The organism is Legionella sp. 27cVA30 (assembly GCF_024160945.1).
GTDB lineage: Bacteria > Pseudomonadota > Gammaproteobacteria > Legionellales > Legionellaceae > Legionella_A > Legionella_A septentrionalis.
In genome coordinates, this window is record NZ_JAMYXK010000002.1 from 26,306 (window position 1) to 49,097 (window position 22,792).

A 22,792-nucleotide genomic window follows, 5' to 3' on the forward strand; every position below is an offset into this window, starting at 1 on the left:
CCCTACCACAAAAAGCCTCCGCCCGGAGGCTTTTTACTGTGAGTGTTTTTATGCCACTGATTAATTCATCGCATGTGAGCCTGCTTATGGGAATTTTAAGGATAAATGGCATTTTTCCGGTTGCGGATGAGCGCATCAATCACCGCGGGCTCGGCCAGGGTAGATGTATCACCCAAGTCTTCAGTTTCATCGCAGGCAATTTTGCGCAAAAGCCGTCGCATGATTTTGCCGGAACGGGTTTTCGGTAATTGCTCAGCCCATTGCATGGCTTCCGGGGCTGCAATAGCGCCAATAGTTTTGCGTATATGTTGGAATAATTGCCGTGCCAACTCTTCGTCAGCTTCTATCCCTTCCTTCAAGGTTATATAGACATAAATTCCCTGGCCTTTAATTTCATGCGGGATGGCGACTGCAGCCGCTTCTGATACGGCGCTGTGCCTTAGGAAAGCGCTTTCAATTTCTGCCGTTCCCAACCGGTGCCCGGAAACTTTAATCACATCGTCATTGCGCCCACTGATCCAATAATAGCCATCTTCATCACGGTGCGCGCCATCCCCAGTTAAGTAGGCGCCTGGAACTTCTTTAAAATATCCGGCCATATAGCGCTCCTGATTGCCATGAATTGTTGTTGCAAGTCCCGGCCATGGCTGCCTGATAACCAGGCTGCCAGCTTGCTCATCCTTAATAAATTCCCCAGATTCATTTACAATAGCTGGCTCAATGCCGAAAAATGGTTGTGCAGCGGAGCCTGGTTTAAGCGGCGTAACTCCGGGAATTGGGGCAATAAGAATCCCGCCGGTTTCTGTTTGCCACCACGTGTCAATCACAGGGCAGCGTCCCTCGCCAACAATATCATGGTACCATTCCCAAACATCCGGATTGATTGGTTCACCGACTGTGCCTAGTAAATTAAGGCTTTGCCGCTTTGTGCGTTTAACCCAGATATCGCCCTCGCGCCTTAAGGCACGTATAGCCGTGGGGGCTGTGTATAAAATATTAACCTGGTGGCGATCAACAATTTCCCAAAAGCGCGAATGATTCGGATAATTTGGAGTCCCTTCAAACATAAAGGTCGTGGCCCCATTCATTAAAGGACCGTAAATAGCATAAGTGTGGCCGGTGATCCAACCTACATCAGCTGTGCACCAAAATACATCCGGGGCATGGTAATTAAAAACATAATGATGGGTCATTGCTGCATACACAAGATATCCACCTAAGGCATGCACGATCCCTTTCGGTTTTCCCGTTGAGCCAGAAGTGTAAAGGATAAACATGGGGGAATTGGCATCCATACTGATGGGGGGATGAGTCACTGGCATTGCTGCCAATGATTCGTGATACCAAAGATCGCGTTTTTTATGCCAGGGAATTGGGTTGCCGGTGCGGCGGACGACGATGACTTTATTTACGTTGGGGCAAGCGGCAAGTGCTGTATCAACATTATTTTTAAGCGGTATAACCTTGCCGCCGCGTAACCCTTCGTCTGCAGTAATGATCAAGCGTGCATCCGCATCTAAAATACGTGCACTTAAAGCGTCTGGTGAAAAGCCGGCAAATACCACGGAATGTACCGCGCCAATGCGGGTACAAGCGAGCATGGCGACGGCAACCTCTGGGATCATCGGCATATAAATACACACCCGATCCCCTTGCTTTATACCTTGGGCTGTTAATGCATGCGCGAAACGGCAGACTTCTTCATGGAGTTGTTGGTAAGTTATGCGGCGGATTTCCTGTGCCTCGTCCCCCTCCCAAAGGATAGCGACTTGTTGCTCACGGGCAGGGAGATGGCGGTCGATGCAGTTATAACTGGCATTTAATGCCCCCCCTACAAACCAGCGTATGTTGCCGTCGACAAAACCCCCAGTTTGCACGCTTTGCCATTTGCTAAACCAGGAAATGAAGTGTTCCGCCTGTTCGTGCCAAAAGTGCATGGGCGCACGAATAGATTGCTCATACATGGCATGGTATTGCTCTTGGCTTAAGTAAGGATTCTTAATATGGTTTGTAATGAACTTTGATGTAGTCATGTCCTTCCTTGCTGTCCGATGGCGTTAAGTTAACTGTTTACTGGCTATTTTAATTTTAGGATCGGCGACACTCATGACGGTAAAACCCAGATTTTCTACCAAATCCAACATGGGTTTGTTTTCGGCGAGAATTTCCCCTCTCATCATTTTCACGCCGCGGTGTTTGGCAGCATCTTGTAAAACCTTCATAAGCCGCGTACCAAGGCCCTTATTTTGCCAGGCATCTGCAATGACCAAACCAAATTCACAGGTATCGCCTGCATCATTCGCCATGTAGTAGCGGGCAACCCCGATTGCAATTTCTTTATCAATCTTTTTGCAAGTCGCAATGAACGCCATTTCGCGATCGTAGTCAATTTGGGTGAAACGGATCAGGGTGCTTAATGTCAATTCCTGCAAATGCTCCATAAAACGAAAATATCTGGATTGGGGGGAAAGATTTTTCACGAATTCTTGTTCAATTTGTGCATCTTCCGGACGTATGGGCCGTATGGTGATGTGGGTGCTATCTGTCATCTGCCAAGTCGAACTCAAATGGCTCGGATAAGGACAGATTGCCATGTGCTGGTAGGGTACAGTGGAGGTGACTGGTGCATCGACTACGATTCTGACATCCACAGCGATGGCTTCCTTGTCATTGACCAGTAAAGGATTAATATCCATTTCTCGAATGTAGGGCAATTCACATACCATTGCTGACACATTAAGCAAGACATTGAGCAACGCGTCGGTGTTCGCGGGTAGCATATTGCGAAATTTACCCAATAATTTGGCAATCCGGGTTCTATCGATCAAATGGTTGGCAAGGTAAGGATTCAGCGGGGGGAGAGCCACAGCACGGTCGCGGATAATTTCAACAAACGTACCGCCGGCGCCAAAAGTAATCACTGGACCAAATACTTTGTCCCGGACCACTCCGATCATTACTTCACGGTTATTAGGATCCTTATACATTTTTTCCACAGTGACGCCGGTAATGTTGGCATCAGGACGATATTGCTTGGCATTTTCAATAAGCTGGTGATACGTGTCGCGCACAGCGCCTGCATGTTCAATATTTAATTTTACGCCGCCTGCATCTTGTTTATGAGTAATATCCGGGGAATTAATTTTCATGACTACAGGAAATTGCAGCGTTTCTGCAGCGATTAATGCTTCGTTGGCAGAATGCGTGGCAATAGCCGATGTGATCGGGATTGCGAAAGCTTTAAGGATGGCTTTAGATTCCATGGTGCTCAGCAAGTTACGGCGTTCGCCTAGCACGGATTCAATAATCAACCTCGCCCCTTGTACATCGTGCTTGGGACGGTGCAGCCTCGGTTCTGGAACTTGCAATAATAATTGCTGATTATGGTGATACTCGGCAAGATAGGAAAATGCCTCAATGGCTTCTTCCGGCGTAGAGAAACAGGGGATATTATGTTGTGCGAATAACTCCCAGGAAGATTTGACATGGTGCTCGCCCATCCAGCAGGCAATAATGGGTTTTGTACTTTCTTTTGCATCGAGAAGCAATTGTTTGGCTACTTTTAAAGGATTCGACATAGCTACTGGAATAAGTATATTTAAAAGCCCGTCAATGTTCTCATCTTTTGCGCAGATCTTCACGGTATGGTGATAGCGCTCAGGTGTTGCATCACCCAGTATGTCTATGGGGTTTTGATGTGACCAGGCGCGCGGTAAAATTTGATTTAATTGGGTAATGGTGTGTTCGTTTAAAGGCGCCAGGGGAATATTTAATTCCGAAGCACGATCCGCTGCCATCACGCCTGCTCCGCCGCCGTTTGTGATAATAGCCAAACGGTTGCCCTGGGTGCGATAATTACTGGAGAGGATTTCGGCGGCGGAAAATAATTGTTTGATTGTCATGACCCGCACAGCTCCTGCTTGCCTTAATGCCGCATCAAAGGCGTCATCATCCCCGACTAAGGCGCCGGTATGGGAATAGGCAGCCCTGGAGCCTTGCGCCAAGCGCCCTCCCTTGATGACTATTACAGGTTTCATGCGGGCGGCAGCGCGAAGTCCACTCATAAAGCGGCGTGCATTGTGAATGCCTTCAATGTAAAGGAGAATGCTCTTCGTTTCTGCATCGACAGCCAAAAAATCAAGGATTTCCCCAAAGTCCAAATCAACCGCATTACCCAACGATACCATTGCCGATAAACCAATGCGTTTATCGATAGCCCAATCCAAAATCGCAGCACAAATTGCGCCTGATTGCGAAACCAAGGCAATAGAGCCCGACATGGCAAAGGTGTTATTAAACGTGGCGTTAAGACCACAAGCGGGGCGCATCAGCCCCAAACAATTGGGGCCAATCAGCCGCATGTTATAATGATGGGCTAAATTCAGGGCTGATTGTTCCCATTCTTTTCCCTCATTCCCTGATTCACTGAAGCCTGCAGAAATAATTACGGCGGCTTTTATATTCTTCTTGCCGCATTGATCAAGGATGATGGGAACAGTTTGCGCAGGAGTAGTGATAATGGCTAAATCAATAGCATGTGGAATATCTAAAACATTGGGAAAAGCATGGTAGCCTTGTATTTTGGTATGCTTTGGGTTTACTGGGTACAATTGCCCTGCAAAATTCGCGCCCAGCAGATTTGCAAAAACTTTCATGCCGACCGAATTGGTGCGGCTGCTTGCCCCAATTACAGCAATAGCGGATGGGTTAAAAAATTTATCCAGATAGTGCGCGCTCATTTTTTTCCTTATCCGCATGGCATCTGCACTTAAAGCTACTGAGAGCAGTGCATTCGTTGGTGCTTTGCTAGTGAATAACTATGCGGCAGTTAATGTACCAAGTGCTTAATAAACCAGTTTTTGGCAAGCCGCGCAACTTCTTCCAGGGTCCCTGGCTCTTCAAATAAGTGCGTTGCCCCGGGGATGATATCAAGGTGGGTAAGGCAATGCATTTTTGCTTGTGCGGATTGGTTCATCATGATGACGCTTTCATCACGTTCACCCACTAATAATAAAGTTGGTGCTTTAACCAAGGGAAGAAAATCGCCGGTTAAATCCGGGCGCCCGCCGCGTGATACAACAGCTTTTATGTTTTCATTTTGCGCCGCAGCGATTAATGCGGCTCCACCGCCTGTACTGGAGCCAAAATAACCCATATTAAAATTTGGAAATAGAGCACTGCTCCATTGGGTCGCTGCCTTGAGCCGCATGGCAAGAAAATTTAAATCAAAGCGTAAAGCACGTGTTTGTACATCAAAATCTTCTTCGTCAGGGGTGAATAAATCAAACAATAGTGTTGCCAAATTAGCTTGATTTAATACGTCGGCCACGTATTGATTTCGTGGGCTAAAGCGGCTGCTGCCGCTTCCATGCACGAATAAAACCAGGGCAAAGGCATGCTCAGGAATATATAAAAACCCTTTAAGCGGTGTTGTGCCCATGGGGATAATTACTTCATGACGAAAGTCTTTCGTAAATTCAAGCATACATTAACCCTGTTTTGCATGTAGATTATGAAACTTAAAATCAGTGCACAGAATGGCGCACGCTATTGGTTTTCCTGAGCAATTGGGAGACTTCTTCATCAGTGGTTTGGGAGAAATCGTCGTACCACAACCCTACAGCATAAAAATCAACAGGCTGCAGAGGGCAAATTATGCCTTCCACTTCACGAGCCAGTTCGCGGCAAGTGGAGAGGGCTGCAACCGGCACGGCAAGGATAATTTGTTCTGGTTTTAGTTTGCGTAAGGCTTTGATGGCGGCATGTATCGTCGCACCTGTGGCAATGCCATCGTCTACTAAAATAACTGTTTTTCCTGTGAGGGAGGGAAAAGGCTTGCCTTGGCGATACAGTGCCTCGCGTCTGGCCAGTTCTTTCTGCTCCGAGTCAATCACTGCCTGGATCCGCCTTTGCGGGATATCCATGGAGTGGACGATGTCTTCATTGAAAAAAAGAGTGCCCCCTGAAGCAATAGCTCCCATGGCCAATTCTTCATGGCCAGGTACGCCGAGCTTGCGTACAATGAATACATCCAGTGGCAGGGAAAGCGCCTGCGCTATTTCATAGGCTACTGGCACACCGCCACGAGGTAATGCAAGCACAATACCATTGGATTTTCTCTCATACTCATGCAAGCGTTTGGCAAGAATTGTGCCGGCTTGGTGGCGATCAGCAAACTTTTCCATTTGTTTATCTCGGCAAAAGCATCGTTGGCGGTTGGCCGCCAACGAGTTTTGAAATTATGGGGTTACTTCAAAGTAAGTGGCATCGTAATCGTAGCATGTCCACGTTTGCGGGGTGCCATTAACATCCACCGTTACTGTACTCATGTTTAATGAAGCCAAATTGGGTTGAGCTTCTGCATAACACACACGATTGGTGCCATCCAAGGTTACATAATGATAGGGCGTTGCTGCTGTGTAGGCGCTTGGTACAACATACACATCACCGCGTTTTTCTAAAACAACAGGTTCGCCGGTAATGACTACTTTTTCCGCGTGTGATGAGAAGCTGAATAATGCTAAAAGCAGGAAAGAAATTTTTATTACGATTGTTTTCATAGCAAATCTCCATTTTAAAATGAATTTAAATCCTAAACTAAACAAAAAAGCTAAGCTTATTACAATCTTTTCATATACCTCCTTTCCCTGAGGTTAACAGCAACTTAGTGTAGCACTTTTAAAATTTTATTGTTAATGGCCGGCCAGGTGATAAGACTTTTGCTTCTTTTTGCTTGCTACGGTCTTTCATAGAGGCGGTGGCGGGCGTCTTCCGCCAATCAAGCTAATGATAAGCAAGACCACGAAGATGATAATAAAAAGATAAAAAAGAAGCTGTGCTATATTGGCTGCTGCTGTGGCAATACCGCCAAAGCCGAAAACCGCAGCGATAATTGCAATGATAAAAAAGAAAATCGCCCAGCTTAACATGATTGCTCTCCTTAAATTTCAATCGTTTCCATTCTTTTTGCGTTACCTTATAGCGCTTGTTTAATGAGTCATTGGGCAGTAAATACACCCCTATCTTTAATCATAGTAGAGCATTGAAAATTTTGCATAAACACGCATCTCTGCCTATGCTTATCCATCATTGTTCTGATTTGTAAGATAAGATGGTTGCCAGCAATTAACAAGAAAAAGGAAGAAATACCATGGATAAATTTATAAAAAAGAAAGTAGTTGCCGTGCTCGTTTGCAGTAGCCTTGCCAGTTATGCCATGGCGGCTAATCATAAAGCAAATGGCAATAATAAAATGCAGAATGGGCAAACCATGCAAACCAGCGCCCAGCCTAATGATGCCACCTTAACAAAGAGCGTTGCTGCGATTTTGTCTGAATACAATGGTAAAGTTAATGTTTCCGTACGCGGAGGTATTGTTTATTTATCAGGCGAGCTGCCTTCCGATACCGATTATGACAAAGTCATCATGAATGCCGAATCCACCAAAGGGGTGAGCGATGTCAATGTGGATAATTTGACGGTGAAAGATAGCCAATACCCTTTGAATGACACGTATATCACTGCCAAAATTAAAGGTGCTTTGATTCGCGAAGACATCATGGGCAAAGACGTTCCGAGCTGGACGGTTAGCGTCGAAACCAAAGATGGTCAAGTGTATTTATCCGGAAACATTGGCACGGAACAAGAAAAACAAAACGTATTGCGGGTAGCCAAATCAATCAAAGGCGTAAATACTGTCCATGATAAGATGGTGGTGGGGACACCTGAGGCAGGTGCGGCTAAAGGCAACAGCAATGGCACGACCGATGCTTCCACAAACAATACCAATACTTCAGCCGGTGTGAATGATTTCCCCGATAATTATTAATATCGCTAAAGCACCTATTATTTGATTGAGCTTTTGCATTTACGGGATTTTTATGTGTCGGTTAATTGCCTATTTAGGCCATGAAATTCTCTTGCAGGACGTGTTGGTAAAGCCGGCAAATTCGATCATCATGCAGAGTTTGCATGCTCGTGAATCAAATATCCCGACCAATGGAGATGGGTTTGGCTTGGGCTGGTATGCTCCTGCTATCAGTCCAGACCCCGCTTTATTTACGTCTGTATTTCCTGCCTGGAATGATCGGAATTTATTGAGTCTCACTGCAAAAATTAAATCGCCTGCATTCTTTGCACATGTGCGGGCGGCCAGTGCCGGCGGCGTAACTAATTATAATTGCCATCCGTTTGTATTTAAGCGGTGGATGTTGATGCACAATGGCGGGATCCCGGATTTTATTGCAATCAAACGCCATTTACGGCATTTATTGGATGATGATGTGTATCATTGGATTCAAGGCGACACCGACTCTGAACATTTATTTGCCTTGTTTTTGCAGTTGGCAAAAGGGAAGGATTTAACGCAATTAACGGTCGTGGCTGATGTATTGCAGGCGACATTTACGGCAATAGAGCGAATAAGAAAAGAATTTGGAAAATCTGGCGCTGCTTTTTATAATGTTTGTCTAACCGATGGCGAGCGTCTGCTGGCCTGTCGTTATAGTACGGCAAAAAAGATAATGCCGGAAACGATGCATTATTCACTGGGCAGCCGATTTGTCGCGAAAAAAGGCCATTATCATATGCTGCAAGAAGGGAATGAAAAAAATTGCATTTTAGTCGTGTCTGAAAAACTTACCGATTTTGACACAGAATGGCTGGAGGTGCCGGCCAATCATTTATTGCTAGTGGACAAGGATTTATCCATTGAATTGCGGCCGTTAGGGACACACGAAGCCATGTAAACCTATAAACCAATTGCTATAATGCTTAATTTTTACGAGGATCCATAAATTATGCCTTCATTTGATGTAGTTTCAGAAGTAAACGAAATGGAGCTGCGCCATGCTGTCGATAATGCCAATCGCGAAATCGGCAATCGCTTTGATTTTCGTGGCGTAGAAGCCAATATTAGCCTCGAGGAACTCAAGGTTACCTTAAAATCCGAATCTGATTTTCAGGTCCGTCAATTGGAAGATGTGTTCCGTACGCATTGCAGCAAGCGTAGTGTCAGTACTTCCGGCGTGGAAATAGAAGATGAGCCGGTGCATAGCGGCAAGACATTTTCGCTTACCATGCTGTTTAAACAAGGTATTGAACAGCCTACAGCCAAAAAAATAGTGAAACTGATGAAAGACAGTAAGATTAAGGTACAAGCATCCATTCAAGGCGATAAAGTCCGCGTGACTGGGAAAAATCGCGATGATTTGCAAGAAGCCATCGCTTTATTAAAGAAAGCGGAGATCGAGCAACCTTTGCAGTTTAATAATTTTAGAGATTAATCAGCGCCGATGGCATAATAATTTCATGCCGAGTATCGCATCTTTGCAACGCTTAAGATGCGATACTTTTTGTTAGAGAAAAGCCAAGTGACGGCTTGATCACAGTTTAACTGCCAACGAATTATCGGCAGGGAAAGTTGCAGCTGACGCGGGTTTTACCTCATTTGGTGAAACTTTTCGAATAAAATCCACGGCTTTTGTAAAGTCGGCAAATAAATTTTCTTTTCCTAATAAATTTATAATACCGGCTTTTTGCAATTTCTTTTCAACATTAGGCCTTGCTCCCGTTAACAAGATGCGTATGCCGCGTTTTTGCAAGCGGGTGATCACTTCTTCCAAAGCGTGCAAGGCAGTAATATCGATAAAAGGTACCCAACCTAAACGCAGAATCAAAATGCGAGGATCCGCGTGGGTACTGGCAAGAGCTTGTGCAAACATTTCTGCAGCGCCAAAGAAAAATGGACCTTGTATGGCATAAATTAAAACATCGGACGGTAAAGCTGATGAGCCTTGTGGTGCCATTTCCTGCGCAAGTTGTTCCTGCGTCTGTTGCTGTATTTCTACACTGGCTGACATGCGCAGCAAGAAGTGAAGAATGGCAAGGATCACCCCGATATTTACTGCCACCACCAAGTCGACCAATACCGTCAACAAGAAGGTGATCAAAAGAATCGCCACATCGGCGCGCGGGGCTCTTTTTAAAAGCTTAATAAAATGGCGCGCTTCACTCATATTCCAGGCGACAACGAATAAAATGGCAGCAAGTACTGCAAGTGGAACATCGGCAGCCAGGGGTGCTAAAAACAGCAAAACTAAAACTAAAGTCAAAGCATGGACAATGCCGGATAAAGGACTATTGCCGCCATTGCGGATGTTGGTGGCTGTGCGGGCAATAGCACCAGTAGCTGCAAACCCGCCAAAAAAAGGAGTGGCAATATTGGCAATGCCCTGGCCGATTAATTCGCGGTTTGAATCATGGCGCGTGTCCGCCATGCCGTCGGCCACTACTGCAGATAATAAGGATTCGATTGCGCCCAGCATGGCTACGGTGAAGGCAGGGCCTATCAATTCCAGAATGCGGTTGACGCTCAATTCAGGGAGGTGGAAGGAGGGTAAGCCTTGCGGGATGCCACCAAAGGCTTTGCCAATCGTTGCCACATCCGAAAATTTAAAAACAGCTTGCAAGAGCGTAGCAACAATCAAGGCTAGCAATGGTCCCGGAATTCGTCTTAACCATGAGATGCGGTTTGAGTAGAGGACAATCGTCAGGGATAGCAAGGCAAGCATGGTGGTACTTATGCTCATTGCCGGCAGGGCTGTGAGGGTATGCCAAAATTTCTCGTGAAAATGAGAGCCCTGGATATGGGGGAGGCCAAAAAAATATTGCCATTGCCCTACCCAAATGACAACGGCAATTCCTGCGGTAAACCCCAGAATAACTGGATCAGGAATGAATTTTAAGATTGCCCCCAGGCGCAATAAACCAAATAGCACCAACATGATTCCGGCCAGTAAAGTTGCTATCTGCAAGCCGTCAATCCCATACTGGGAGGTAATTCCTGCGAGCACCACAATAAAAGCGCCCGTAGGCCCTGCGATTTGCAAGCGGCTGCCGCCAAAAATACTGACCAAAAGACCTGCCACAATGGCTGTATACAAACCCTGTTCTGGCTTTGCGCCGGAAGCGATGGCAAATGCCATGGCTAGCGGTAAGGCTACGACTCCGACAATGATGCCGGAAATAATATTGGGCAAGATGAATTTTTTTTGAAATAAGCCGGCACGGTAGGATTCAATGATTGTTTTCATTACTGGGAATAATTAAATTGCTAAAACAGACGACGATTATAATTCATTATTAACAATTTGTGCACTGCGTTAGCTTTTTGCCTATTTTATTAAAAATATAACTTGGTTATGGGAGAAGATCAAGTGGACAAGAGCAAGTTGTTAACAAAAGATAATTTGTCTATTATTAATGCATATAGGCAATGATTTGTCCTGGCTGAACCAATCCGGCTATAGATAAGGAGATTGTTTTGAAGTGTTGTGTGTATGCCTGTCCTGTCAGGAAACCTAATGCATTTCATAGATCGCCACTTTATTGAAGTTATTTGCGGCTCAGAATACAGGGATTATTGCCTATTTTTTATTCGATATAATATCTTGCTGGTAGCTGCGCTTACGGGGAACTTATCTCCACCGCATTCTTCAATAGCATCTGGCCATAAGATATGTCCTCACTATCCCTAGATAACCCATTTTTTCAACGATGCCATGGCATTTTTTAGATTGAATTTAGTATCGTAATAAGATAATATGCTACAAAATTATACTTTATGGTAAATCTTAGACAATGAAATATTGGCTAATTCTTTGTTGTATTTTTTTTCACGCCATTGCTTTTGCAGCCAATTATCCAGTAAAAATGGGGGATACGCTCATTATTGTCAAAGTGGAGAAAAAAGGTTCTGGTAAAATGTTTGTTCATTTGCATCAGAATGAGACGACTGCCTTGCATGCAGCACGGGCGATGGTTGCTGCAAAAGGCGGAAGCATTTTGACTCTGGTACACCCAGGAGGTAGAAACATCATATTTCGTTTGCAGGGGCAGCGATACGAATTTGACCCTAACCGCATCTACAGCGATGCAGGGATTAAAAAAACATTAAGACAATTTGGTCCTTACACACCTGCTGCACATCGGACTGTGCAAAAATTGGCAACTAAAATTAAGCAGCTTTTACCTAAAAGCGGTAAAATTATTGCTGTGCATAACAATCAATGTTACTCGCTCAAGGATTATTTACCTGGGCATAGCTTGTCGGCCGAAGCCAAAAAACTTCATTTCCATAATAAACATCAGTACCGAAATTTTTATTTGGTGACGCGTGATCATGATTTTTTGCGGCTGCGCGATTTAAAATTTAATAGTGTTTTACAGGCAAGGCAGGCTACTGATGACGGCTCTTTGTCAGTCTATTTAGCCAACAGGCAATACGTCAATGTGGAGGCAGGTTTTGATCAATTAAAAGCACAGATTAAAATGTTGCAATACGCTTAATCCCTTGCTCGTTTGTGAAATATAATTTCGTATAGTATAATATTTATACAAATTAAGTTCATGCAAGGAAGCGATTATGAAGAAATTAATTCTTGCTTTGTTTGTCCTGTCTTCGGCGGCAACACTCAGTAGTTGCACGGCTGTAGCCACCACTGAGGCGGGTACTGAAACCACTTATGTTGGTTTGGGATATCCGGGTTATATTACGGGTGGTTATTATCCCGGTTACTATAATTATCGAGCTCCAATCATAGGCGGTATCTATCGTTCTTACACGCCACGCTATTATTATGGACCGCGGTTTTATCGCCCTGCTTGGTACCGATGGTAAATTTTTGGGCATTAAATGCCCAAAAATTATTCTTTCGCGCGGGAAACGTACTCACCTTTGCGCGTGTCTACTTTAATCAATTCACCAATTTGTACGAACAAGGGAACGCGCACGACAGCGCCTGTTTCCAATACTGCAGGTTTACCGCCACCACCTGAAGTATCGCCTTTTAAACCGGGATCAGTTTCTGTAATTTCGAGAATGACGAAATTAGGGGGGGTTACTTGTAACGGTTCATTGTTCCAAAGGGTAACGACGCATAAGTCTTGTTCTTTCAACCACTTGGCAGCTTCCTCAAGGGCTTCCGCACCTGCAGCATATTGCTCAAACGTATCTGGGACCATGAAATGCCAATGTTCACCATCATTATACAAATATTGCATTTCCACATCGACTACATCAGCAGAAGGCAAGGTTTCACCTGACTTATAGGTACGCTCCACGACACGGCCTGTTTTGAGGTTGCGAATTTTAACGCGTGTAAATGCCTGTCCTTTCCCGGGTTTTACGAATTCACAGTCGACAATGCTGCAAGGCGCGTTGTCTATCATAACTTTCAGGCCATTTTTAAATTCATTGGTACTATAAATTGCCATGGATGCTCCGCTATATTAGGATTGAGATTTTATTTCAATTTCGTTAAAGTGCACGCAGTTTACCAAGTCTATACTATGAATGCGAGATTCCAAACCCAGTTGGCAGAAAATCCTGGCACAAGGATTTAATTCTGCAGCCGAATTATTGTCTTTTTTACAATTGCCGCCTGAGTTAGGCAGCACTGTAGCCGAACAGCAATTCAAAACCCGGGTACCGCGCCGTTTTGCAGGATTAATGGAGCGTGGGAATCCTGCGGATCCTCTTTTATTGCAGGTACTAGCGCAAGCGCAAGAAACAGAAGCCCATGCAGGCTTTGTAAAAGATCCCTTGCAAGAACGTGATACAAATCCAGTTGCAGGACTTATTCATAAGTATGACGGACGGGTTTTGCTTACGTTAAGTAGCGCTTGCGCCATCAATTGTCGATATTGCTTCCGCAGGCATTTTCCCTATGAAGAAAATAATCCCGGCCAACATGGCTGGCAGCAGGCGCTAGAATATATCGCGAACAATGATTCTATTTTTGAAATTATTTTAAGTGGAGGCGATCCCCTTTTAGTAAAAAACCCCATGTTGCAAATATTTTTAGACAAATTGGCAGCGGTTTCGCATGTGCGTATTTTACGCATTCACTCCCGTGTGCCCATTGTCTTGCCGGAACGCATCGACGCGGATTTTATCGATTTATTGGCAGCCAGCCGCTTGCAAAAAGTGATTGTTGTGCATAGCAATCATCCTAACGAATTGGATGAGCACGTCGCTCAGGCGTGTTTTGCTTTAAAACGCGCCGGTTGCCATTTACTGAATCAATCCGTACTTTTGGCCGGGGTGAATGATGATGCGGCAACGCTTGCAAAACTAAGTAAACGTTTATTTGAAATTGGGATTTTACCGTATTACCTGCATTTATTAGACAAGGTGGAAGGTGCTGCGCATTTCGATACACCTTCGCAGGTTGCCGAAACCACCTTTAAAGAATTGCAAGCGCAATTGCCGGGATATCTCGTGCCGAGGTTAACGCGCGAGGTAGCCGGTGAAAGGAATAAAATTCTTGTGAATATCTCTTAAGAATAAAGCTCCAATAATTTTTCCTGCGCACTGTAAGCTCCATGGTGAAGAGGCTTGTAAGTCCCGTCGCTTTGCATTTCCCACGCATTGCTGTTGTCTTTTAAATAATTTTTTAGGATTTCCTGCCTGATACGCTTTTTACATTCTTCGTCAAGAATCGGGAACATGACTTCAATGCGATAATATAAATTGCGCTCCATAAGATCAGCACTGCCGCAATAATATTTTTCTTCTTGCCCGTAACGGAAATAATAAACGCGATGATGTTCCAGGAATCTACCTACAATGGAAATGACCCTGATGTTTTCTGATACGCCAGGGAGTCCAGGGCGAAGACAACAGACCCCGCGCACAATCAGATTGATTTTTACCCCTGCTTGCGAGGCGGCATAAAGTGCTTGAATCATGATAAGGTCGGTAAGTCCGTTGACCTTAATCATTATTTCTGCATCAACCCCTTTTTGCGCAGCTAAAGAACATTGTTCAATCAGTTGCAGCAGATTTTTTTGCAAGGTAAATGGCGAATGGCACAATTCTTTCAGTTTTACTGTTTTCCCAAGCCCCGTTAGTTGTTGAAAAATAATTTGCGTATCAGCTGTGATATCCGGGTGGGATGTCAATAATCCTAAATCCGTGTAGCGTTTTGCAGTTTCTTCATGATAATTGCCGGTGCCTAAATGCACATAGCGTTTCAACTTGCCATGGACGCGGCGCACTACCAAAGTCATTTTGGCATGGGTTTTAAATCCGACTACGCCATATAAAACCAGTACGCCTGCTTCGTGTAGACGGTTTGCTAACCGCAAGTTGGATTCTTCATCGAAACGGGCGCGTAATTCAATGACTGCCGTGACTTCTTTGCCAGAGCGGGCTGCTTCCACCAAAGCATTCACCATCACCGAATCATAACGCGTCCGATAAAGCGTTTGTTTGATCGCCAAAACATTGGCATCGGATGCTGCCTGGCGCACAAAATCAATGACTACTTCGAAGCTTTGGAAGGGATGATGCAATAAGATATCTTGTTCATCCAATACATTAAACAAGTTTTGTTTGTGTTTTGGAAAACTTGGATATTGCGAGGCAAATGGCGGATAGTTTAAATCTGGTCTTGGTATGCTGTTAATCGCCCGTAAGAAGCGCTGGATGTTGACTGGCCCATCGCAATAGTAAACATCTTCATGACGTAAATGATATTTTTGCAGTAAAAAATCGGTCATGTTATCCGGGCAGTTTTTCTCAATTTCCAGGCGCACTACATGCCCGTAATGGCGTGAAAATAATTCGCGTTGCACCGCTGCTGCCAAATCTTCAGCTTCTTCTTCACGCAATGACAAATCGCTGTTACGGGTTAAACGGAATGCATAACAGCCGCTAATTTCCATGCCTGGAAAAAAACTATGGATGTGGGTTTTTATGATGGAAGTAAGGTATACAAAATGGCTGCCTTCACCGCAAAGTTCGGAGGGTAAGTGAATGAGCCGCGGTAAGGAGCGCGGGGCATGAACTACGGCATAATTGATGTTGCGATCAAATGCATCTTTGCCGCTCAAGGTGATGATGAAGTTGAGGCTTTTATTGAATAACCGTGGCAGGGGGTGTGCCAAGTCCAAGGCAATCGGGCTGACGATAGGCAAGACTTCGTTTTTAAAATAATGTTTGGCCCACAAATGAATATCGTCAGTCCAATCTTGAATGTTATAGAAATGAATATTTTCTTTTTTTAAGGCAGGTAATAATTGCTTGTTGAAAATGGAATACAATTCATCGATAAGTTTGTGCGTTTTTTTGCTAAGATGGCTTAAAATTTCATCGGGACGCAAGCCATCAATACTCAGTTTAACGGAGGAAATGGCGATCTTTTCCTTTAAACCAGCAACGCGTATTTCAAAAAACTCATCCAAGTTACCGCTGCATATACAAAGGTAGCGCATCCGTTCCAGTAAAGGGACATGTTCATCACGGGCTAACTTCAATACGCGTTCATTAAATGCCAATGCAGTAAATTCGCGGTTGATATAATACTCAGGATTATCAAATGGATTATCCAAGTGGTTCTCCACGACATTCGGGGCTAGTTCAAGTGTATGCTGCAACATGGCTCCTTAAAAATCAACACGTTGATCATTAGCATTAATTCACCAGGAAAAAACAAACTCCAATAAATGCAATAAAGCCCCAAAAAGGGGATAGATTCAAAAAAGCTAGAGCTAAAAAGAATAAAATGCAAGCCATTACCATCGACAGCGAATAATATACAGCCAGCACGCCCTGGGCGATGGAAAAAGTGGCGGCAGCCAATAGCGCAAAAGCCCCATATTGCACGGCAATCATAATTTTGCGCATAATAGGACCGTTATGGCTTGTCAGCCAAAAATAACCGAAAATGGCTAAAATTAATCCTGGTAAATTCAAACAAGCTACCGCTAGGAGCAATCCGGCAGTTCCGCCTGCCTTATAGCCGATAAGTGCCGCAAGTTTGACTGCAGTCAAGCCTGGAAATAAAAAAGTACTGCCAACCATTTGGATAAATTCTTCCTGCCCTATCCAATGGCGATAATTGACTGCTTCATATTCCAGCAACTTAAGCATGGAATTCCCGCCGCCAAGGGAAATCAGTCCGATTTTTCCAAAGCTTATGGTTATGGCAAGCAAGGTTTTAATCATACCAATATACTTTTGAGGAAAGTCACATAGTCGCAAGAAATCCAAGTTGCAAGCAAGTGTTGCGCAAATGTTTCCACTAAAGATAAAGCACGTGACTCAATGCTCAAGCTAAAATAAATTTTATCCTGAACGCGCAAGCGCGCTAACTCAAGCTTGGTGGCGGGCTCAGTAGAAAACTTATAAACGAATGCATCCTTGCTGACTGCAATTTTTTTCCCGGATGCTTTAATTTGTCCTAAAAGTTCTTCTACCGTTATATTTTCCGCCCCGGGCAATGTTGCAGCCGCGCCTTGTTCGTCCAGGATAATTTTACGCCCATAAGCCATGGCATGCTCTTTTTTTGCAAGCAATGGTTTATAAACGATTTGTCCCCGGCGCATTTTAATGTTTAAGGGGGCATTATCGAGGAGGTAATAGGTATCCTCCCGTTTTTTTAATTGAAATTGGCTTAATTCGAGAAAGTGTTCAGTCAATCCTTTAAGGCAGATAATTGCGTCTTCCGGCCAAAAACAGCGCATTTCCCAGCGCATTTCAGCCGCACAAGCCAGTGCATTAGCGGGGATATGCAAGGAAGTGGTTGGCTCAAGCTCGAAATTCCATACCAAGCGTTTATTCATATTTAGCCCGTGATGAATAAAAAGATTACGCTAGGATATTCCATTATGTTATGCAAGCGATGATTTTATTTCATTGAATTTACAAATGTTTTTTATATATACTCATTGACTTCAATCAGCTCTTTGCTTCACTTGCATGGATTTACAAGGAAAAGGAAAATGGCCGTCACATTATTTGTCTTGTATTTATTGTTTACTCTTATTGCGCTTTATCATGCCTGGCATCCGCAAGTCTGGATTGGGGCTAGCATCGTATATCTAGTGGTTACCACGTTTTTTATAGGTTTGCCCTGGATAGCAGGAATCTTTTTGTGGGCAATAATTATCGCTATTATGTTAACCCTGCAAGTGCAAAGCGTACGGGCGGCAATCAGTGCTTTTTTATATGCACGTGCCGGCAAGTCTTTGCCCAAACTTTCCAAAACTGAAGAAGACGCTTTAAATGCAGGCGATACCTGGTTGGAGGAAGATATTTTTACCGGGATGCCTGTCTGGGAAAAGTTATCACAACTTGCAACGCAACTGACTGCTGAAGAACAAGCATTTCTACAGCACGAAACCGAAGAATTATGCGCAATGATTAATGACTGGGATTTTTCCCAGCAGCGTGACCTTCCCGAACACGTGTGGACTTATTTGAAAGAAAAGGGTTTTTTTGGCTTAGTGATCAGTAAGGAGTATGGCGGGAAAGGATTTTCTGCACGTGCTCACTCAGATGTGGTGATGAAGATTGCCAGTCGTTCCGGCGCTGCAGCCGTCACGGTCATGGTTCCTAATTCTTTAGGCCCGGGTGAATTATTGCAGCACTATGGTACTGCAGAACAAAAATCTTATTACTTGCCACGTTTGGCAAAAGGCATCGACATTCCTTGTTTTGCCCTGACCGAACCTGAAGCGGGAAGCGATGCAACTTCCATTCAGTCTGAAGCCATTGTCGTGCAAAAAGAAATGAATGGCCAGCAAGTCTTGGGATTAAGCATCACGCTTAACAAGCGCTGGATTACATTGTCTCCCGTAGCGACATTAATTGGTTTGGCTGTTAATTTAAAAGATCCAAATGGTTTGCTGCAAGGTAAAGGCGAGGAAGGAATCACTTGCTTGCTCATCTCCCGCGAAGCGGAGCATTTAGAGATAGGCAACCGCCATTTGCCAGCGGATCAGTGGTTTATGAATGGCACGATTCGTGGTGAAAATATCTTTGCTCCCATTACCAGTATCATTGGTGGGCAGGAGCAAGCCGGGCACGGTTGGCAAATGCTGGTAGAGTGCCTGTCAATTGGCCGCTCGATTTCATTGCCGGCATTGGGTGCAGCTTCTTCAAGCGTTTCTTATATAGCAACGGGTGCCTATGCACGCGTGCGTCGCCAATTTAATGTGGAATTAGCGCAATTTGAAGGCATTGAAGAAAAATTGGCCGAAATTGCAGGTTTGAATTATTTGGTGAATGCCACCCGCTTAATGACTGTTGCTGCAGTGAATCAAGGCAAAAAACCCTCTGTGGCATCTGCAATTACCAAATATTTCAATACAGAATTGGCACGCATTGCCGTGAATGCTGCCATGGATGTTCACGGCGGTCGTACCGTAGTGATCGGACCGCGTAATTACCTTGCAAGTTTTTACCAAAGTATCCCGATATCCGTCACCGTTGAAGGTGCAAATATCATGTCGAGAAATTTATTAATTTTTGGACAGGGTTCCATGGCATGTCATCCTTTTATTCGTAAAGAATTTTACGCATTGTCCAGCAACGATAAAGAACAGTTTGCTGAAATTATTTGGCAGCATATCAGTTATTTTATGCGAAATTTTGCCAAGGCAACGCTTTCGGCGTGGACAGGTGGTTTTTTGATAGCAGCCCCAAAGAGCCCTATGCGCCGTGAATATCAACGTTTAGCCAGGCTCAGTTATGCTTATGCCTGGATTGCCGATCTTGCGCTAATTTATTTAGGCGGCAATTTAAAGCGCAAAGAACGTTTGTCCGCCCGTTTGGCAGATGGGATGTCGTATCTTTACATGGCGATGGCAGCTCTTACCTATTTCGAGCAACATCGCAGTAAAGATCATGAATTGCATGCCAAATGGGCTGTTACTTATTGCTTTTATCATGCGCAAAAAACGATGATCGATTTTTGCGAAAATTTCCCATCGCGCATGCTTGGTTGGTTGATCCGCTTTTTCGTATTTCCCGGCGGGCAAAGCATGCTTGCGCCACGGGATAAATTAGATCACCAGTTAGCACGGTTGATGACCCAAAACAATGCATATCGCCAGGAAATCTGTAGCTTTATTTACATGAGTGGGGATAAGAAAGAGCCGTTGGACAAAGTCGAGCAAGCTTTGCAAGCATTGATTGCGCACGATAATCTTTATAAAAAAATCCGCAGTTTCGGGCGCATTAAGTTAACTGCATTGAGAGAAAAATTGGAAAGCCTGGTCAAGCATAATGAATTGAGTATACAGGAAATGGAGCAGGTCATTGAAATTGAAAAATTACGCTGGGATGCAATCCAAGTGGATGAGTTTTCTTTTGCAGATGTGAAGGAAAAAAGATTAGCTTCATTAACAGATTCCATAAAAGGCCCTTTGGATTAATTTTTTACAGTTTTTTAACATCGATTAAAGATAAAGCAGGTTTAGTGCTAAACCGGCATTTGCTATAATTTATAAAAATTCAACCAAGGTAACGAAATGGCATTAGAATCGGCTCGCTTGCAAGGCGGTACACTACCCAGTACGGCTTCCTTATATAAAATAATGGAAATTGCAACGACTTCGGAAGCTTCCGGGTATTTTTATACCCAGTTTAATGAAGTATTGAGTAAAGCAGGATTAGGCAAGAACATGCCTGCAATTGCCAGCGAAATAGGCAACTTTGCCGAAAATATTGCATGGCAGAAAGAGTCCGCTACTTCCCCCTGGAGTGGTGATACGCGCATGCCTTCCAGTTTCCAGAATTTGCATCAAAATCTGGCAGCAGATGCAGCCAAAACCATTGAAAAGACGGAGATTGCTTTCCATTTTGCCATCAGCCAGGATTCGCAAATTATCCGCGGTTATACCAGTGATGGTGTGGATGCTGATGAAAGCACAGTTGCGGCCATGGATAAATTATTTAATGCATGGTTAGCCGGCAATAATTTAATCAGTAAAGGTGGCGTTATTTATCATGTTGATGAAGCAGGGGAACTTCGCCAAGAGCAGGGGCAACCATTAAAAATATCTTCTGCTGAATTTGGTGATTTACTTGAAGATGCAAATAAAGGATTCGCACAATTTATCCATAAAAATAATGATTCTATCAATTTTTCTTTACAGCGCCATGCGTATCCGGAACCAACGCAAGAAGCCAGGGAAGAAGAAGCACCGACTCCCGGTTAAGGCAAATTTAGTATGCCGGCTAAGGAGTGATGATACCCGGCATACCTCAAGATATCTGCAATAATGTTTTACTGCATAACCCATTGGCAGCCAACAAACGCTCAGGAGAACCAATATCAAACCAGCGTCCACTATAAACCTCTCCCGTCGCCTGCTGTTGTCTGGCTGCTTCACGCCATAATGGGGCCACGGAATATCGTCCAATGGGCGCAGCCCGGAAAAAATCAGGGTGATAGCAGGCAATGCCAGTAAACGTATAATGTTTATCTTCGTTGATAAGCCGCGAGCCAAGCAAACCAAAATCCCCTTGCCGGCTATAGGCAGGTTTATCGACTAGAACGAGATGGACTAAGCTGTGTTCAGGCAAGCTCAAATCTGCAAACTTATAATCTGTGTGAATGTCTGCATTGACAGTCAAAAAGGGTTCTGTTCCTAGTAAATGCAAGGCTTGGGCAATGCCGCCACCTGTCTCAAGTCCGCCAGGAGGTTCTGGCGAGTAATGAATTTCAATACCCCAACGTCCACCATTGCCTACGTATTGGCGAATTTGTCCACCCAGATAGGCGTGATTAATTATCAATTTGTTAAATCCTGCACGCACGAGATTTGTAATATGATGTGCAAGCAAAGGGATGCCATGCACTGTACACAAAGCTTTGGGTTTTTGCTCGGTGATAGGTCTTAAGCGTTCGCCGCGGCCAGCCGCTAAAATCATAGCTGTTTTCATTGTGGTTGTTTCTCAATGAATGATGGAAAAATTTTTTGCTGCATCAGGTGATAAAAAGGTAAAAATTGCGGGTAACTTTCCAAGCATGCCATTACATAGTTAAATGTTAAGGGTAAGTCTTGCAGATATCCGGACTTATGGTCGCGCAAATGCAGGCGGCTAAATACGCCAAGTACTTTTAAATGGCGTTGCAAGCCGCAGAAATCAAATGCTTTAATAAATTCAGCAAGAGTCCAGGTCTGGACTTCAGGGAGCTTTTGATAAAAAAATTGTACCCAGTTGAGAATTTGTTCACGCGGCCACTGGATATAGCAATCTTTCAGCAAAGACACCAAATCATAAGTAAATGGCCCTTGCATTGCATCCTGGAAGTCAATGACGCCTAAATCTGGATTTTTAATATCGCCGGTTAAAATCAAATTTCGCGAATGATAATCACGATGGATAAACACGCGTGGCTGTTTTGCAATGTCTTCACTAAGCGTTGCAAAGCACGCTGTGATGATTTCTTCTTCAGCAAGGGTTAAGTGCAAATCTAGATACAAAGATAAAAACCACTGCCGAAATAGATGCAATTCTTGTAACATAAACGATTTATCGAATGAGGGTAATTGAGGAGTAGCAACGGGGCATTGTTGCAGACGAAGCAGGAGTTGCATAGCGGATTGATATAAGGCATTTACAGAGTCTGCAGTCAAAACGCTTAACAGTAACTGATCGCCTAAATCTTCCAATAAAATAAAACCTTGTTCAGAATCCGCTGCGTACTGATAAGGCGTATGAATCCCTTGATTACGCAATGCATTGCCAATTTGCATAAAAGGCAGGATGTTTTCTTTTTCAGGGGGAGCATCCATTACTACATAGGAACGATTTTCATGAAAGAGTCGATAATAGCGGCGGAAACTGGCATCTCCTGCCAAGGTTGTTAACGTGAAAGTCCCTGTGCCTAAAATGCGTTTAAGCCAATTGTTAAGTGCGCTTTGCCTTGCGTGCATGGTATACTTCCTGCCCTCACTGGGCTTGATGATGGTGAAAACTATAAAGCTTTATTAT

The 22,792-nt window shown here is 44.2% G+C and carries 21 protein-coding genes; 8 read left to right on the plus strand and 13 right to left on the minus strand.

The genetic code is table 11. The annotated features are described in order from the left end of the window. Positions 1-95: 95 nt before the first annotated feature. The 6 genes from acs to NKV53_RS05320 all read right to left on the minus strand — a co-directional run bounded on the left by acs (position 96) and on the right by NKV53_RS05320 (position 6,929). On the minus strand, positions 96-2,033 hold the full coding sequence (acs, locus tag NKV53_RS05295; protein WP_126954426.1) for an acetate--CoA ligase: 1,938 nt from the start codon (positions 2,031-2,033) through the stop codon (positions 96-98). A 24-nt stretch (positions 2,034-2,057) separates the two neighbouring features. Continuing rightward, entirely contained in the window at positions 2,058-4,739 is a 2,682-nt protein-coding gene (locus tag NKV53_RS05300) for a bifunctional acetate--CoA ligase family protein/GNAT family N-acetyltransferase (protein ID WP_127057402.1), read from the minus strand. Between the two features lie 89 nt (positions 4,740-4,828). Continuing rightward, complete coding sequence (locus NKV53_RS05305) at positions 4,829-5,485, minus strand: dienelactone hydrolase family protein (protein ID WP_126954424.1); 657 nt, start codon at positions 5,483-5,485, stop codon at positions 4,829-4,831. Positions 5,486-5,525: 40 nt separating this feature from the next. Then, positions 5,526-6,185, minus strand: a complete 660-nt coding sequence (locus tag NKV53_RS05310) for a phosphoribosyltransferase (RefSeq protein ID WP_126954423.1) — start codon at positions 6,183-6,185, stop codon at positions 5,526-5,528. 54 nt (positions 6,186-6,239) lie between these two features. After that, on the minus strand, positions 6,240-6,560 hold the full coding sequence (locus NKV53_RS05315) for a hypothetical protein (RefSeq protein WP_127032984.1): 321 nt from the start codon (positions 6,558-6,560) through the stop codon (positions 6,240-6,242). 186 nt (positions 6,561-6,746) lie between these two features. Continuing rightward, complete coding sequence (locus NKV53_RS05320; RefSeq protein WP_126954421.1) at positions 6,747-6,929, minus strand: DUF1328 family protein; 183 nt, start codon at positions 6,927-6,929, stop codon at positions 6,747-6,749. Between the two features lie 221 nt (positions 6,930-7,150). Here NKV53_RS05320 and NKV53_RS05325 point away from each other — a divergent pair, with 221 nt between their 5' ends. From NKV53_RS05325 to NKV53_RS05335, 3 genes are read left to right on the plus strand one after another with little or no spacing between them, the layout of a single operon-like run. Continuing rightward, positions 7,151-7,828, plus strand: a complete 678-nt coding sequence (locus NKV53_RS05325; protein ID WP_127032982.1) for a BON domain-containing protein — start codon at positions 7,151-7,153, stop codon at positions 7,826-7,828. A gap of 52 nt (positions 7,829-7,880) precedes the next feature. Further along, positions 7,881-8,747, plus strand: coding sequence for a class II glutamine amidotransferase (locus tag NKV53_RS05330; protein WP_126954419.1), 867 nt, complete (start codon positions 7,881-7,883; stop codon positions 8,745-8,747). A gap of 51 nt (positions 8,748-8,798) precedes the next feature. Continuing rightward, complete coding sequence (locus NKV53_RS05335; protein ID WP_253350829.1) at positions 8,799-9,284, plus strand: YajQ family cyclic di-GMP-binding protein; 486 nt, start codon at positions 8,799-8,801, stop codon at positions 9,282-9,284. Positions 9,285-9,383: 99 nt separating this feature from the next. Here the strand turns inward: NKV53_RS05335 and NKV53_RS05340 are convergent, their stop codons facing one another. Next, positions 9,384-11,093 carry a SulP family inorganic anion transporter gene (locus NKV53_RS05340; protein WP_253350831.1) on the minus strand — a complete coding sequence of 570 codons (1,710 nt, stop codon included), beginning with the start codon at positions 11,091-11,093 and terminating at the stop codon, positions 9,384-9,386. Positions 11,094-11,640: 547 nt separating this feature from the next. On the opposite strand from NKV53_RS05340, the gene NKV53_RS05345 reads away from it, so the two are divergent. Beyond that, entirely contained in the window at positions 11,641-12,348 is a 708-nt protein-coding gene (locus NKV53_RS05345) for a protein tyrosine phosphatase (protein ID WP_126954416.1), read from the plus strand. A gap of 76 nt (positions 12,349-12,424) precedes the next feature. Then, the gene (locus NKV53_RS05350; RefSeq protein WP_126954415.1) at positions 12,425-12,679 is read left to right on the plus strand and encodes a hypothetical protein; all 255 of its coding nucleotides are present in this window, start codon (positions 12,425-12,427) and stop codon (positions 12,677-12,679) included. Positions 12,680-12,705: 26 nt separating this feature from the next. Here NKV53_RS05350 and efp read toward each other — a convergent pair whose 3' ends face one another. After that, positions 12,706-13,275 carry an elongation factor P gene (gene efp / locus NKV53_RS05355; protein ID WP_126954414.1) on the minus strand — a complete coding sequence of 190 codons (570 nt, stop codon included), beginning with the start codon at positions 13,273-13,275 and terminating at the stop codon, positions 12,706-12,708. A gap of 79 nt (positions 13,276-13,354) precedes the next feature. Between efp and epmB the strand changes: the two genes are divergently transcribed. Continuing rightward, positions 13,355-14,344 carry an EF-P beta-lysylation protein EpmB gene (epmB, locus tag NKV53_RS05360; protein WP_126954413.1) on the plus strand — a complete coding sequence of 330 codons (990 nt, stop codon included), beginning with the start codon at positions 13,355-13,357 and terminating at the stop codon, positions 14,342-14,344. Here the strand turns inward: epmB and ppk1 are convergent. From ppk1 to NKV53_RS05375, 3 genes are all read right to left on the minus strand, one after another. Beyond that, positions 14,341-16,395 carry a polyphosphate kinase 1 gene (gene ppk1, locus NKV53_RS05365; protein WP_199741518.1) on the minus strand — a complete coding sequence of 685 codons (2,055 nt, stop codon included), beginning with the start codon at positions 16,393-16,395 and terminating at the stop codon, positions 14,341-14,343. The two genes, epmB and ppk1, sit on opposite strands and share 4 nt — an antisense overlap. An 82-nt stretch (positions 16,396-16,477) precedes the next feature. Then, on the minus strand, positions 16,478-17,011 hold the full coding sequence (locus NKV53_RS05370; protein WP_127057398.1) for a chromate transporter: 534 nt from the start codon (positions 17,009-17,011) through the stop codon (positions 16,478-16,480). Next, positions 17,008-17,628 carry a hypothetical protein gene (locus tag NKV53_RS05375; RefSeq protein WP_126954410.1) on the minus strand — a complete coding sequence of 207 codons (621 nt, stop codon included), beginning with the start codon at positions 17,626-17,628 and terminating at the stop codon, positions 17,008-17,010. Before NKV53_RS05375 ends, NKV53_RS05370 begins: the two co-directional genes overlap by 4 nt. Before the next feature lie 159 nt (positions 17,629-17,787). Between NKV53_RS05375 and NKV53_RS05380 the strand changes: the two genes are divergently transcribed. Then, positions 17,788-20,223 carry an acyl-CoA dehydrogenase gene (locus NKV53_RS05380; RefSeq protein WP_253350833.1) on the plus strand — a complete coding sequence of 812 codons (2,436 nt, stop codon included), beginning with the start codon at positions 17,788-17,790 and terminating at the stop codon, positions 20,221-20,223. Between the two features lie 96 nt (positions 20,224-20,319). After that, positions 20,320-21,009 (plus strand): hypothetical protein, encoded by a 690-nt coding sequence (locus NKV53_RS05385; protein WP_127057395.1) that lies wholly within the window; start codon positions 20,320-20,322, stop codon positions 21,007-21,009. Positions 21,010-21,055: 46 nt separating this feature from the next. Here NKV53_RS05385 and murU read toward each other — a convergent pair whose 3' ends face one another. Continuing rightward, entirely contained in the window at positions 21,056-21,736 is a 681-nt protein-coding gene (gene murU, locus NKV53_RS05390) for an N-acetylmuramate alpha-1-phosphate uridylyltransferase MurU (protein ID WP_127111481.1), read from the minus strand. Then, positions 21,733-22,734: an aminoglycoside phosphotransferase family protein gene (locus NKV53_RS05395; RefSeq protein WP_126954406.1), complete on the minus strand. Its 1,002-nt coding sequence runs from the start codon at positions 22,732-22,734 to the stop codon at positions 21,733-21,735. The genes murU and NKV53_RS05395 overlap by 4 nt, the downstream gene beginning before the upstream one ends. Positions 22,735-22,792: the final 58 nt, after the last annotated feature.